We start from the raw sequence: 13237 nt of genomic DNA on the forward strand, positions 1-13237 counted from the left end.
ACTCGACTAAGTTTTTACAAGAAACAGCAGGGCATAGGCCAGCGCATTGGCAATCAGCAGCCCTTTCAATGCACGCACGCCGGTGCGCACCAGATAAATCAAGCTGAGTATCAGCATCCATACCGGCGTGATAAGCCACATGACAAACTGCACTTTTTGTGGTGCAGCTATGCCGCCTGGGCCTATCCAGGCAAACACGCCAGATATCGCCAGCGCGAGCGTAAAGCCCAGCACCAGGCCTGATATGGTTTTGCTCCACCAGTCAGCACGGATGGGTAATTTTTTTACTTTATTCTCCACGTGTTTTCTTTTTCTTGAGCAAAGAGAAAAATGGCAGCAAGCCCAGAACCAGCATGGTAATGACCAGCCACGCAAATATTGCGGTCGCCATGCTGAAAGCCTGCCATCCGCAATACAAGGCCAGTGCCGTGACCAGACTGGTAATCGCAAGCACAGGTTTTGCTGGCAAAGAGGTTGGCAACCACCCTTGGTGTCGTTGGCACAGATACAGGAGGAGGGAAGCTACGATTGTTAGTAATAAAAACAAAATAGACACAAGACTATTCCTGTTTGGGTAGGTAGGATGTTTCTGTAGAGAGAAGCCGCAGGTGAAAAACTGCAGCTTCTCATTTGCTGAAATTAGAAAGCCAGTGTGGCACGCACGTAATAGTTGCGGCCTAGTTCAAAGTAAGCAAAGTCTTTGCTCTTTTGTTCCAGGTTCACATTCGTGAGGTTCTTTACGCCCACGCGCAAAATCAGGTTATCTTGCAGGCGGGCTGAGAGGTTCCAGTCCAGACGAGTATAGGCTGGTAGTTCCTTGCTTTCATAGAATTGGCTGCCTATGTAATGCGCAGTCAGACCAGTTTGCAAGTGTGTCGTTGCTTTCCAGTTGACACCTAGTTTTCCAACATTAGCAGGGCGGTTGTCCAGCTTGCTTTCCTTGCCGCGCTCATCGGTATAGTTAGCTTTCAAGTGCGTATAGTTGCCATTGATGGAAAAGGAAGGGCTCAGTTCCACATCTGCCTGCAGTTCTATGCCACTGGTCTTGGCCTTGGCAATATTGATCCAATTGCGAGTTTTCTTAATGCCATCATAGTTGGCGACGATCATGTCATCGACATCGTTCTTGAAAGCCACGGCACTCAGGTTCCAGCCTTTTTGATGTACTTCAACACCAGCTTCAAAGTTGGTGCTGGTTTCAGGCTTCAAATTTGGATTGCCGGACAGATAGCAAGCTCCGCCGCAACTGATCACACTGTACTCAGGACTCAACTGATAGGCATCCGGTGCTTTGAATGCTTTGCTGATACCGCCTTTGACGGTGACAGCATTGTTGACCTGGTAAGACAGATATGTTTTTGGGGAAAAGTGATTGCCAAAAGTATTGCTGTCATCGACACGCCCAGCCAGTGTCAGGTGCAAGTCCTTGCTCAGGCTGATTTCATCTTCCACGAATATGGCAGAACTGCGCGTACTGATCTCACCGGTCTTCAAATAAGTCAGCGGGTCTTTGATTAACTGGCGACGCAAGTCGATGCCCGCTGTCAGGCTATTAATGCCCAACTCAGTATTTGCATACACTTTTGCATACGTATTTTTTTCTTTCAATACGTGCTGTTGTGGTTTTTTGTAGCGGCTGTTGAAATCATCTATGGTGGTATCTTCCTGATTCAGGAACGCAGTAGTGGTACCCCAGCCCCATGTAGCCTTGTGAGTGATCCCATAGGTATAGCGCGTGACTTCCTGTTCGCGATAATCCTTGGATTCAAATTTGTATTCAGGATTGTAGGCGTAGTAGTACAGAGCGAGTGGACGCTTGTCCTTGTTATAGCCAAAGTCAAAGTCGAGTGACTGTGTATCTGACAGATTAAGTGTCGTTGTCGTCACCAGATTCTGGGATTGTTTTTTCTCCAGGCGGGCAGGGCGGGTAGGATCAGATGCCGAAGTGCTGAACCAAGGCTGCCTGTCATAGACTTCGCCGGAAATAGCCATGCTGAGTCGCTCATTGAAGGCTCCACTGGTGGCCGCACCTATTCGGTATTGATCGCCTTGCTCACCAGTCGCGACCTTGCGGTACTCGGTATTGAATGTGCCTGTCCATTGCTTGGCAGGCGTCTTCGTGATGATGTGGATCACACCGCCAATAGCGTCAGAACCATACAAGGCAGCCATGGGGCCGCGTACGATTTCTACCCGTTTGATACTGTTCAAAGGGATGGAGCTGAAATCAAAATCACTGCCGCGCCACAAGGCGCCGCCAGAAGAGATGCGCTTGCCATTCACCAGCATTAACGTATATTTGCCTGCCAGCCCCCGGATCTGGATTTCATCACGGCCTGTGCCGTCAGTCTGATTGTTGACACCCACGGTTTCGCGCAATAAGTCTGCCAGGCTGTTTACTGGTGATTTAGCGATATCTTCAGCAGTCACCACAGTGGTAAATGCCGGTGCTGAGGCAATGCTATGGTTGCGCAGAGTCGCTGTTACCACGACCTGTTGTCCATCTGCTGGTTCTTGTGCTGCTGCATATAAAGCTTGTCCAGTGGCCAGATTAGCCAAGACAATGACGATCAACTTCCTTTTGAAACGCATGCTTCCCCCCGTGATGTAAGGTCGAAATATTAATTCAATTTAAATGTTAATGCAAATGATTCGCATTAACATTAAGTATTGGTCTTGTGTGCGCCAGTATCCACAGCATGAATTTCGTCTGAACTAAGAGTAGCGACAAAGCTCTCTGATATCTTGAAGGATTGGAACCTCAAAAAGTTCTTGCGATTAGTTTCCTTGGAAACTATCATGCATGCATCAAACCTTGTGTGAGATTATTAATAATGAGTGAGAAAAAAAATTCCAGCATGGCGTCAGCTACCTCGACAGGAAAGCCTGTCAGTACGCTGGATTCGCACCTGGGTTTTTGGTTGCGCTATGTTTCAAACTATGTTTCCGCGTGCTTTGAAAAAAGCGTGGAAGCAGCAGGGGTATCCATATCTGAGTGGGTCGCTTTGCGCACCTTGTACAGTAAAACTGATTCGACACCTGCGGATTTGATGTGCGAATTGGGCATGACCAAGGGGGCAATTTCAAAAATTCTTGCAAGTCTGGAAAAAAAAGAATTGCTTAGTCGGGAAACATCTCTTGTTGACCGGCGTGCCCAACAAATTACATTGACAAGAAAAGCCAAAAATCTGGTTCCGAAACTGGCAGCACTTGCCGATCAAAATGACGAAAAGTTTTTTGGTCATATGTTGCCGCAGCAACGCATGGACTTGATCGCAATCATGCAGGAAATCACTTGCGTGTATGGCCTGAAAGAAATACCAGTTAAATAGTTTTGAAACGACCAGGAGTGAATAATGAACGATGCAGCAATACTGGCAATAGAAACCCTAGCAAAGGATTCATACGCAGGGAAACTGAGTTTCGGCCAGGTCGTCGGCAGCCTAGTTGATGCGGGTGTAGCATCCTATTTTGTCGACTATCGCACTGGAGTGACAACATACTACTTTGAGGAAGGTGGTGTTTGCACCTTGGACTTTGGGAAAAAGGAATACCTGATTCCAGCCGTATTCGATGCTCAGTCTCTGGTGGCTGCCATACGAGGGGCACAGCGCGATGAAGTGCGTTATCCAGAATTTGTCAGACTATCAATGACCGCAGGATGCGTGGGTTATTTTGTCTGGATAACGGGTCGTCACGTCAGTTACTTTGGACATGCAGGTGAGGTGCATGTCGAGCAATTTCCATCTGCAAAGTAGTATCACGGTTCACTTCATCACAAATCCATGATGAAGTGCTCGCAAGCCCATGTTTGCCAGGCTTGCGGAGCGTCAGTGTCGTTGAGGAATTTTTGCAGATGTTCAACATCATCGAATGCAGACATGCCCCAAAGCCGGAATGCATCGACGTAGCCCATGTCATCTTCATAGCTATCGGCAAAATCATTCAAGCTGAGACCCAATTGCCAGGGCGGTGTCAGCTTGTTTGCGGATAACATTCGGGTTAGTGTCAGCAAGCCTTGTTTGAAGTCTGGCGTGCCTGGCTGCGCTTCTTGCAAGGCTGACGTGCAGGCAGCCCATACTGGTGGTACTACAGGCAGTTGCCAGTCAGGGCATAGCCTGAGCTCGGCCACTTGACGTGACCAAAACCACAGATAGCGCGTCCAGTTGCGCGCTACTTCTTCTGGGGTTTCGTCAAACTCCCATGGCCATGCAACGCCGTCCTGTTGTGCCAACCAGGTGGGATAGGCAATGTCAGAGGCGATCAGACCCAGATTCTGAAGTTCTTTGAGATATGTTTTATCTACATCATCTTCTTCAAGTCTTTCTTCAAGCTCAGGATGCAAGGTCTCTTTAACAAAGTCAGCCCAATTGTAAGGTGCGGGTGGATGGCGTCTCAGGTAGGCCAATCGCGCAGCGAAGTCAGCGGGCATTTCTTGTATAAAATCCCGCCACTTGCCAAGCCAGGTTTCACCAGCTCCCATGCGCCAGCCTATGGTGTATCGATCGTAATGCGGAAATTTTTCCCATGGCGGTGCGATATCGCCTTGGGCATCGAGATCTGCTGAGTAAGTTGCTTGGTTATTTTGCATTTTTTCTTTGATAAACGAATTCTTTTGCTTACTTTTTCTTCCCATTTTCCTGGCATTTAGAAGTGTCGCGAAAACAGTGTTTTTAACTGGCATTGCAGTCTTAATTTGCTTTTATACAGGCTTTTTGCGCGCATTTCAGCATCTACCAAAGTATAGCTAGCAATGTACTTGCCAGCGTGGCATGCTTGTATATGATGTAATAAGCATGCACGATGACTTCTGCATGGATTTCAATGCAAAGGAAGCACCTTGAACGAACCGCTTTCTCAATCGACAAACTTGTCGTTTTTTACAGAAGGACCTGCTGGTACGTTGTTTGCGCAATATGACCCTGCAGCAGCTGGTCCAGCCCCGGATATGGCCAGTCTCGAAAGCGCATTGCAAGCAAGTGAATACGCTGATTTCTATAGAGACAGTACGGCTTTACTGGCCTTCATCAAGCTATGTCGTGACGTAAAAGAACTGCAAAAAATCCAGATAGGGGAGCGCAGAGATGCTGAGTTCTCACTAGAGGTTTCCGACGATTTATTATCCGCATACCTGACCTTGATTCCTGCCCAAGGTGGTAAAGCCATAGGTAGTGCGATCAATGATGCCTTGCGTGAACAAGGCATTATTCATGGTATTTTGCATAAGGAACTCGACGCAGCCCTGGCAGCTGGGGCATGTCATCATGTGCTGATTGCAGAAGGTGAGCCGCCACGCCAGGGGGTGGCAGGGAAACTGGAGCCACTGTTCGGCGCCCAAAAAAGTGAAATTGCACAACGAGACGAACTGGCGATTATCAAGTTTCGCGAGCTCAGCCATCTACTGATTGTTCACGTTGGCGATGAGCTGATGCGGCGAACTCCGCCGGTGCAAGGAAAATTTGGCATGAATATCAAGGGTCAGGTCATATTGGCCAAACCCATGCCGGAAATGGCTTTTGCTGCGCAATTGCAGGGCGCAGTGCCATCTGCTGCAAATCCTGATTTGCTGGTGGCAACCAATGCCGGTCAGCCTGTGGTGGTGGATAATGGCGTGATCGTCAATCCGGTTTTACAGGTACCCGATGTGGATTTGAGTACCGGAAATATCAGTTTTGAAGGCACCATTCATGTGGATGGTGATATCAAGGCTGGCATGATACTGAATGTGACTGGAGATATTATCGTCAATGGCCTGGTGGAAGCGGCGGATATTACGGCTGGTGGCAACGTCGCAGTCACGGGTGGGATCATAGGTCTGGCAGAAAAAAAGCCGGGCACGCAGCACCTCAGTGGTACAACGTCAAGGATAAAGTGCGCTGGTTCAGTGCAAGCCCTGTTTGCCGAGAACGCCCACATAGAGGCGGGCGACAGCATACATCTGCAGCAAAATGCCAGGCAGTGTGAACTCGTGGCAAGGAGGGAGATCATCGTCGGTAAGCCAGGTTCCAATGTGGGTAATATTCTGGGTGGCCGCGCACAGGCTGCCCTGGCGATTTGCGCAGTTTCTATTGGTTCACCAGTGGCGACGCGCACCCAAATTCAAGTCGGGTTTGATCCTTATCGGGATCAGCAAGTTCATGACAAACAATACCAGATAGGGCGCAAAGCTTCTGAGCTGGATCAACTAATCAAGTTGCAAGCTTTTTTTGCTACTCATCCGCAAAAAGCCGCGGGAGGTGTAGGTGAGAAAGTCGAGGCCAAACGCATGTATTTATTGGCGGAACTGGATACCCTGGAAGAAGAGCTGGATGAACTGGAAGCAGAACAGGAACTGATAGACAAGGCCAGTGTGAAAATCATCAAAAAAATCCACGAGGGTGTGGAAATACAAATAGGCAAGCAGAAATGGCAGGTCAAGGAAGATTCCGGACCTGGCAATTATCAATTACATGATGGGCATATTGCCATCATATGAGATCTGAGACCTGCTATTCAGTTGAATTCTCTGGTTTCCAGTCCTGTGCCAATGCCTCGGCTTCTGCAACTTCATCCTTGCTCATTTTGGCAGCCACATATTTCCTGAATACTTCACTGTCTTCATAATCACCAGCCAGGCTCAGCCATTTATACGCTTCAACCAGATTGCTTGTGACGCCGCGACCTTTCAGGTAAAGCAGACCTAATTGATACTGGGCACTGGCATTGCTTTGATTCGCTGCTCTCTGAAATAATTCTTTAGCCTTGTTGTAGTCGCGTGCCACGCCATTCCCCGTAACATGCAAAATTCCCAGGCTGTATTGAGCATCGGCATAGCCCTGGTCAGCAGCCTTCCTGAACCATGACGCAGCAATGCCATGATTCGACAGCATGCCTTTGCCTTTGGCATACATACGCCCCAGATTTACTTGTGCCTTGACATTGCCCTTGCTGGCAGATAGTTCAAACCAGCTGAATGCCTGTTTGTAGTCTTGTGGCACACCTTCACCATTCAAAAACATCAGGCCCAGATTGAATTGCGCATCGGTATTGCCCTTGTCTGCAGCTGCCTTGAATGATTCAAGTGCAGATGCAAAATCACCTTGCTCGTAGTAGCTGACTCCATCGTTAAAGTCGTCAGCATGTACATTGCCAGTTGCCAGCATGCATGACAGCAAGACGACAGCAGGGTTAAATTTTCGCATGGCATATCCTTGTCGGAAAGTAGTCAGCTCTAGCTGCTGACTGCATTTTAGCAAGCGCGTGACTGCTTTGCATTTGACTTTATGATACAGATTCGATTTCCAGATCAGTCTTGTGGAAGTTTATGTCTTTCCAGACAAGGCCGCTTCCAGAACCTCTATAAATTGATGCACATGATAGGCATCGACCAGCCCATGATGGACAAAAATTGCAATCGGCAGCATCAGACGCTGATCTTGCTTGAAAAATTTGCCAACGGAGATTTTAGGTACACTGTCCTTGCGATCATATTGCCGGGCATGGGTTAGTCCGGTGAAGCTGATCCATGGGATGGCAGAGAAGTGGATGACGTCTTCACGCGCGCATTCATCATTAAAGCAAAGGCCGCTGCTATTCTTGATTTTATCCATGGCGATGTTTGCCCCTGCTGCGAAGGTGGCAAAATCTTCTTCATAATAAATGGGGCAAAATCCAAAAGTATGATCGGCACGCTGCACGGTTGCATTCGCGTGTACTACCTCGTAATCAAACACCTTGCCGTCTTCTATGCGGTAGCGCATGGCATCGGTGCGCATGATGGCGTTTAATATCTGATGCAGGTAAAACAGGAAGAAGGAATGCTGTTTTTCTTTGCAATACTGATAAGCCCAGGTGCAATCCACATTCAGGTTCAGGCCGTGGAAGGGTTCATCCATTTGGGAAAAGAAGGCGTAATGCTCACGCCTATTCCAGTTTGCTATATTTAACTGCTTTTTCATATCCAGGTCATCAAAACAAAAAAGGGCAGAAAATTCTGCCCTCTCATCATAACCTGTCAGGTGGTTTTGATTCAACGCATTGCGGCAATCATCTTTTCCAGTTTGACGGTGTCGGCACAGAAAGCACGTATGCCTTCTGACAGTTTTTCTGTCGCCATGGCATCTTCATTCAAGTCAAGACGGAAAGTCTTTTCATCCATGTTGATTTTTTGCAGGTCAGAAGAAGCCGCCAATTCCTTGCTCAGTTTTTGCGTGACATTGCCATTGCTGTCGCTGAGTTTTTGCAAAAGATCAGGGCTGATAGTCAGCAAGTCGCAACCAGCCAGTTCCAGGATTTGCGAAGTATTGCGGAAACTGGCGCCCATGACTTCGGTGTTGTAACCAAACTTGCGATAGTAAGTGTAGATTTTTTTGACGGACAAGACGCCTGGATCATCTGCGCCAAAAATTTCCTGGCCAGTCTTGTTTTTGTACCAGTCATAAATACGGCCAACAAAAGGCGAGATCAGTTGCGCTCCTGCTTCAGCGCAGGCTATCGCTTGTGCCAGGCAGAACAGCAAGGTCATATTGCAGCGTATGCCTTCTTTTTCCAGTACTTCGGCGGCACGTATACCTTCCCAGGTAGAAGCGATTTTGATCAGGATGCGGTCACGCGGTATGCCTGCAGCTTCGTACATGGCGATCAGTTGACGGCCTTTGGCAATGGTGCCAGCAGTGTCGAAAGAAAGGCGGGCATCGGTTTCCGTAGAAACGCGGCCAGGGATGACTTTTAAAATTTCCAGGCCAAAAGCAATGAGCAAATGATCAATGGTTTCATCAATGGACTTTCCTGCCGTGTCCTTGACGGCTTTTTCAAGCAATGGCAGGTATTCTGGCTTTTGCACGGCTTTCAGGATCAGGGACGGATTGGTCGTCGCATCGCGCGGTGCGTAAGCCTGGATAGCCTGAAAATCGCCAGTGTCAGCGACCACAGTGGTGTATTGCTTGAGTTGTTCTAATTGGTTCATGGTATTTGCAAAAGTGGGGGCAAAATCAAAAAATCAGGGCAGGACTGTAATTAGGGGTTCACCTGTAACAATATCACCAATCACAGCAGCTTCCAAGAAGCCACCCTGACGGAAAATCCTCAAAACATCTTCTACTGCTGCAGGGGCGCAGGCGACCAGCAAGCCGCCTGAGGTTTGCGGATCGGTCAACAAGGCTTGCTGGGCGGGGCTGATCAGTGCATCAAGATTGACAGACTCACCATAGGCAGCCCAGTTGCGGGCGGAGGCGCCGGTGATAAAGCCATCAGTCGCCAGTTGTTCTACATTCGCCAGCAAGGGTATCGTAGTCATATTCAGACGCGCTGCCAGTCCTGAGCCACGACAGACTTCCAGCAAATGGCCAAGCAGGCCAAAGCCGGTGACATCAGTCATGGCATGCACGCTATCAAGAGCAGACAGGGCCTGCCCAGGTTTGTTGAGTTTGGTGGTGCTGGCGATCATGGTGTCATAGCCAGCGCTGTCCAGTACCTGTTTTTTCAGGGCAGCAGACAATATACCTACACCCAGTGGTTTGCTGAGTATCAGTTTGTCGCCTGCTTTCGCATCCGCATTGCGCTTGACCTTGGATGGATGGATCAGACCCATGACCACCAGGCCATAAATAGGTTCGACAGAGTCTATGGTGTGGCCACCCGCTATAGGTATGCCAGCCTCGGCGCAGATGGTTTCGCCACCCTGGATAATCTTGCCTATGACTTCCAGCGGCAACTGATTGATGGGCATGCCGACCAGGGCAAGTGCCATGATGGGCGTGCCGCCCATGGCATAAATATCTGAAATAGCGTTGGTGGCAGCGATGCGACCAAAATCAAAAGGGTCGTCCACGATGGGCATGAAAAAATCGGTGGTGGCGATCAGTGCCTGCTCATCATTGAGTTTATAGACAGCTGCGTCGTCTGCAGTTTCTATGCCGACCATGAGGGCTGACGGCACAGGAAAGCCCGAAGATTTTTTTAGTATTTCGGCAAGTACGCCAGGCGCAATCTTGCAACCACAGCCACCGCCATGCGAAAAAGAGGTGAGTCGAACGGGTGCGTCAGTTTCTTTGCTCATGAGACTTATACTTTTTTGCGTTGGTCAGAAGCTGTTGATTATACGCCTAGCCTATAAGTATAAAAAAAGCGACCACCAACGTGATCGCTTTTTCATGATATTGCTTATGCAGCAATGTCTATGTTACTTGCTCTACTGAGTAAAGCTGCCTGGCAAATCAGTAGTCGCCAAATGTACGACGTGCACCACTATCGTTAGAGCGGTTGCCTTTGTAGCCGCCGCCTTCTTTACGTGGACCAGCGCTGGTACCAGTAGAAGCGCCAGCTGGCTTGCTAAAGCTGCGTTGACCTGGTTTGTTATTGCCGTAACCACCGCCACCACCTGCGCCAGCGCCTGTTTTACGGGCGTCACCTGGTTTCCAGCCGTTAGGTTTGCGTGCAGCAGAGCGTGCTGGTGCGGCAGATTTCTTAGGTTCAAAACCTTCGATGACATCAACAGGGATCAATTGCTTGGTGAAGCGTTCGATACGTTTGACGTGCATGCCTTCAGCATGGTTCACCAGGGAAATCGCCAGACCTTTACGACCAGCACGACCAGTACGGCCAATACGGTGGACATAATCTTCCGGGAATTTAGGCAAATCGTAGTTGAATACGTGCGTAATCGCAGGAACGTCAATACCACGGGCAGCAACGTCAGTTGCGACCAGTACACGTACCGTGCCACGGCGCAATGCGTCCAGAGTGCGGTTACGCGCACCTTGGTGCATGTCGCCATGCAGAGCAGCAGCAGCGAAACCAGCGATGTTCAGGCGGTCAGCGATCGTGTCTGCATCACGTTTAGTGGCTGTAAATACAACTGCCTGGTCAACGGTAGTGTCGCGCAGGAGATGATCAAGCATGCGGTTTTTGTGTGACAGGTCATCCACAAAGTGAACGCGTTGCTGAATGTTTTCATGCTTGCTGGCAGAACCGGCGATCTGTATGACCAGAGGCTCAGTTGTGATGCGTTTTGCCATGTTACCAACGACGCCATCCAGTGTTGCGGAGAACAGCATGGTTTGACGTGTAGGAGGTGTGGCAGCGACGATTTTTTCGATATCGTCGATGAAACCCATGTCCAGCATGCGGTCAGCTTCGTCCAGAACCAGCATTTGCAGTTCAGAGAAGTCGATCTTGCCAGATTCCATATGGTCGATCAAACGGCCAGGTGTTGCCACCAGAATTTCTGGATTGCGGGACAGTAATTGCATCTGTTTAGGATAAGGCATGCCACCCAGGATGGACACAGCTTTGATACGGCGTGAATAAGCGCTGTATTTGTCAGTTGCTGTAGTGACTTGCAAAGCCAGTTCGCGGGTTGGAGTCAACACCAGCATTTTTGGTTTTGCAGCAACGAAACGTGGTTTGTCGCCACGTGAACGGGCAGCCTGACGTTCTTGATTTGGTGTTTTGCTGCTGGCAGCGTCGTAGCTGACAACTTCAGCAGTAACCAGTTTATGCAAAGCAGGCAGCATGAAAGCGGCAGTTTTGCCGGAGCCGGTCTGGGATGAGACCATCAGGTCACGACCTTCAATCGCGGCAGGGATTGCCTGTTCTTGTACCGAAGTTGGCTTGGTGTAGCCAGAGTCAGTCAGAGCGCGGATGATATTGACGTGTAGACCTAGTGCTTCAAAACTCATGAATTTCTTTCGTGATTGGAACATTTGCAAAATGCGGCAGCAATGCCAAGCTCACCGACGATAAGGCCAGTTTGCAGCATGTTTTGCCGGAACGATTGCTTCTGTTCCAGTATAAATTAGCGCGTTGCTAACGAACGCGCGCAACAATGCAGCGCCAACCAAACGAAATGAACACAGAAAATCCAACAAGGGACGACAATGAAATTTCGGCACAAAAGCTTTGCGCCGGGATGATGTCTATGGATTACTACCAGACATGCGAGGCGGGAGGGCTTTTACATGCACCATCCTGAGGATGTGCACAGGCTTGCGATGCTACTTGGTTCTACGCTGAAATTTATATTGCAGCGCAAAAAACGGAACTATACAGGATTTTTCAGGAAAAAGCAGCCAGTTTCTAAGAATATCTTGCTCATGCCTCAAAATAAACGCCAGCAAAAGTGTTGCCAGTAAAAGTCGGCATTTCCACGCGCATCAAAGCGAAAACGTTTTTCTTGCCAGCCGAGAGCGAACAAGGATAGCACCTGATCATAATAGGCATCCGGCTTGATGGCTTGTGCTTGCAGGCGCAGTTGCTGTTGCACCAGCGTTTTTTGTACGCCGTTGATTTGCAGCAGGGGCAATAGGGCGGCACTGAATCCGCTGGAGCCCGGCCCACTAATCTCGCCGCTGAGGATGTCGATAAACTCTGGCGGATAACCCTTGCTATCGACAAGTTGCAGCATGGGGCGCAGCAATTTAAGCAGGTTAGCTCTTTCCGCATCCTGGCTGGCCATCATGCCTGCCCAGAGATAAACCCGGATGGCGTTATAGCCACCCTGGCCTTTTTCCGCGCCCTGGCTATCTGGCAAGAAGCCTTTTTGCGCATCGTAAATAATCCAGTCGGCAGCATAGCCCTTGGGCGCGCTGCCTGCGATGAGACGCATGGCCGGAGCTAACATGCGCTTCCAGCGTTCATCGCTTTCTTTTTGTTCAAACCAGCGCAACAAGGGCAGGGGCAGGTAGCTGGCATTCAGCTTCCATTGATTGTTAGGCAGATTGAAGCCAGTCGGGGCTGGTAACAAGCTCAGCCCCAGTCCTGGCAGTTCGGCGGTTTCTTCATTTAGTATTCTTAGTGCCAGCAAGCTCGATAGGGCAGAATAACGCTTGTCTTTCCAGACTTCTCCAGCGACACCCAGACTATAGGCTATCCACAAATCAGCATCAGAAGCCGGGTTCTTATCGATGACGCCCCAACTATTGTCTTCACGTTGTCCCCATTGCCAGGCGGGCAGGCGAGCTGTCAGGTCACCGGCTGCCAGGTTGTTCTCGGTCCAGGTCAGAATGCGTTGAAAAGCGGCTTTATCATTGGCACTCAGGGCGAAGAACAGGGCGTACGCCTGCCCCTCGGAAGTCGTGGGCTTGCGTGGGCCGCTATGGTCGATTACTCGGCCGTCCTCAGCGATGAAAGTTTTTTTGAAGTGATCCCAGGCAGGCCAGGGATCATTGCATGAAGCTGCCAGTGCAACACCGGGCAGCATCAGCCAGCAGCTGAAAAAAATCAGCAAGCACTTGGAAAGCCGGGATAATTCGTTCAAGGT

13 protein-coding genes are annotated in these 13237 nt (G+C 49.5%); 3 read left to right on the top strand and 10 right to left on the bottom strand.

Annotation, left to right across the window (positions count from 1 at the left end; genetic code table 11):
• Positions 1–6 precede the first annotated feature (6 nt).
• The 3 genes from Q8K39_RS03935 to Q8K39_RS03945 form a co-directional block, all read right to left on the bottom strand.
• Positions 7–300, bottom strand: coding sequence for a hypothetical protein (locus Q8K39_RS03935; RefSeq protein WP_305258381.1), 294 nt, complete (start codon positions 298–300; stop codon positions 7–9).
• Positions 290–454 carry a hypothetical protein gene (locus tag Q8K39_RS03940; protein ID WP_305258382.1) on the bottom strand — a complete coding sequence of 55 codons (165 nt, stop codon included), beginning with the start codon at positions 452–454 and terminating at the stop codon, positions 290–292. The genes Q8K39_RS03935 and Q8K39_RS03940 overlap by 11 nt, the downstream gene beginning before the upstream one ends.
• Positions 455–639: 185 nt before the next feature.
• On the bottom strand, positions 640–2592 hold the full coding sequence (locus Q8K39_RS03945) for a TonB-dependent receptor domain-containing protein (RefSeq protein WP_305258383.1): 1953 nt from the start codon (positions 2590–2592) through the stop codon (positions 640–642).
• A 161-nt stretch (positions 2593–2753) separates the two neighbouring features.
• On the opposite strand from Q8K39_RS03945, the gene Q8K39_RS03950 reads away from it, so the two are divergent.
• Positions 2754–3332, top strand: coding sequence for a MarR family winged helix-turn-helix transcriptional regulator (locus Q8K39_RS03950; RefSeq protein WP_305258384.1), 579 nt, complete (start codon positions 2754–2756; stop codon positions 3330–3332).
• Positions 3333–3356: 24 nt separating this feature from the next.
• Positions 3357–3758, top strand: a complete 402-nt coding sequence (locus Q8K39_RS03955; RefSeq protein WP_305258385.1) for a DUF1398 family protein — start codon at positions 3357–3359, stop codon at positions 3756–3758.
• Positions 3759–3775: 17 nt separating this feature from the next.
• Here Q8K39_RS03955 and Q8K39_RS03960 read toward each other — a convergent pair whose 3' ends face one another.
• Positions 3776–4591: a hypothetical protein gene (locus Q8K39_RS03960; RefSeq protein ID WP_305258386.1), complete on the bottom strand. Its 816-nt coding sequence runs from the start codon at positions 4589–4591 to the stop codon at positions 3776–3778.
• Positions 4592–4840: 249 nt separating this feature from the next.
• Here Q8K39_RS03960 and Q8K39_RS03965 point away from each other — a divergent pair, with 249 nt between their 5' ends.
• Positions 4841–6475 (top strand): DUF342 domain-containing protein, encoded by a 1635-nt coding sequence (locus Q8K39_RS03965; protein WP_305258387.1) that lies wholly within the window; start codon positions 4841–4843, stop codon positions 6473–6475.
• A 13-nt stretch (positions 6476–6488) separates the two neighbouring features.
• Here the strand turns inward: Q8K39_RS03965 and Q8K39_RS03970 are convergent, their stop codons facing one another.
• The 6 genes from Q8K39_RS03970 to bcsZ all read right to left on the bottom strand — a co-directional run bounded on the left by Q8K39_RS03970 (position 6489) and on the right by bcsZ (position 13177).
• A complete protein-coding gene (locus Q8K39_RS03970) occupies positions 6489–7181 on the bottom strand; it encodes a tetratricopeptide repeat protein (RefSeq protein WP_305258388.1) in 693 nt (230 codons plus the stop codon).
• A 120-nt stretch (positions 7182–7301) separates the two neighbouring features.
• Positions 7302–7937: a chloramphenicol acetyltransferase gene (locus Q8K39_RS03975; protein ID WP_305258389.1), complete on the bottom strand. Its 636-nt coding sequence runs from the start codon at positions 7935–7937 to the stop codon at positions 7302–7304.
• A gap of 71 nt (positions 7938–8008) precedes the next feature.
• Positions 8009–8944 carry a transaldolase gene (gene tal / locus Q8K39_RS03980; protein ID WP_305258390.1) on the bottom strand — a complete coding sequence of 312 codons (936 nt, stop codon included), beginning with the start codon at positions 8942–8944 and terminating at the stop codon, positions 8009–8011.
• 33 nt (positions 8945–8977) lie between these two features.
• Positions 8978–10036: a selenide, water dikinase SelD gene (gene selD, locus Q8K39_RS03985; protein WP_305258391.1), complete on the bottom strand. Its 1059-nt coding sequence runs from the start codon at positions 10034–10036 to the stop codon at positions 8978–8980.
• Between the two features lie 157 nt (positions 10037–10193).
• The gene (locus Q8K39_RS03990; RefSeq protein ID WP_305258406.1) at positions 10194–11657 is read right to left on the bottom strand and encodes a DEAD/DEAH box helicase; all 1464 of its coding nucleotides are present in this window, start codon (positions 11655–11657) and stop codon (positions 10194–10196) included.
• Between the two features lie 419 nt (positions 11658–12076).
• A complete protein-coding gene (bcsZ, locus tag Q8K39_RS03995; RefSeq protein WP_305258392.1) occupies positions 12077–13177 on the bottom strand; it encodes a cellulose synthase complex periplasmic endoglucanase BcsZ in 1101 nt (366 codons plus the stop codon).
• Positions 13178–13237 lie beyond the last annotated feature (60 nt).

This window comes from Undibacterium sp., assembly GCF_030683615.1.
Lineage (GTDB): Bacteria > Pseudomonadota > Gammaproteobacteria > Burkholderiales > Burkholderiaceae_D > Undibacterium > Undibacterium umbellatum.

Excerpts from the sequence above, each read along its gene's own strand:
- Q8K39_RS03975 (WP_305258389.1), bottom strand. The coding sequence starts at position 7,937 with ATGAAAAAGCAGTTAAATATAGCAAACTGGAATAGGCGTGAGCATTAC.
- Q8K39_RS03955 (WP_305258385.1), top strand. The coding sequence starts at position 3,357 with ATGAACGATGCAGCAATACTGGCAATAGAAACCCTAGCAAAGGATTCA.
- Q8K39_RS03970 (WP_305258388.1), bottom strand. The coding sequence starts at position 7,181 with ATGCGAAAATTTAACCCTGCTGTCGTCTTGCTGTCATGCATGCTGGCA.
- tal (WP_305258390.1), bottom strand. The coding sequence starts at position 8,944 with ATGAACCAATTAGAACAACTCAAGCAATACACCACTGTGGTCGCTGAC.
- Q8K39_RS03960 (WP_305258386.1), bottom strand. The coding sequence starts at position 4,591 with ATGCAAAATAACCAAGCAACTTACTCAGCAGATCTCGATGCCCAAGGC.
- Q8K39_RS03990 (WP_305258406.1), bottom strand. The coding sequence starts at position 11,657 with ATGAGTTTTGAAGCACTAGGTCTACACGTCAATATCATCCGCGCTCTG.
- selD (WP_305258391.1), bottom strand. The coding sequence starts at position 10,036 with ATGAGCAAAGAAACTGACGCACCCGTTCGACTCACCTCTTTTTCGCAT.
- bcsZ (WP_305258392.1), bottom strand. The coding sequence starts at position 13,177 with ATGCTGCCCGGTGTTGCACTGGCAGCTTCATGCAATGATCCCTGGCCT.
- Q8K39_RS03945 (WP_305258383.1), bottom strand. The coding sequence starts at position 2,592 with ATGCGTTTCAAAAGGAAGTTGATCGTCATTGTCTTGGCTAATCTGGCC.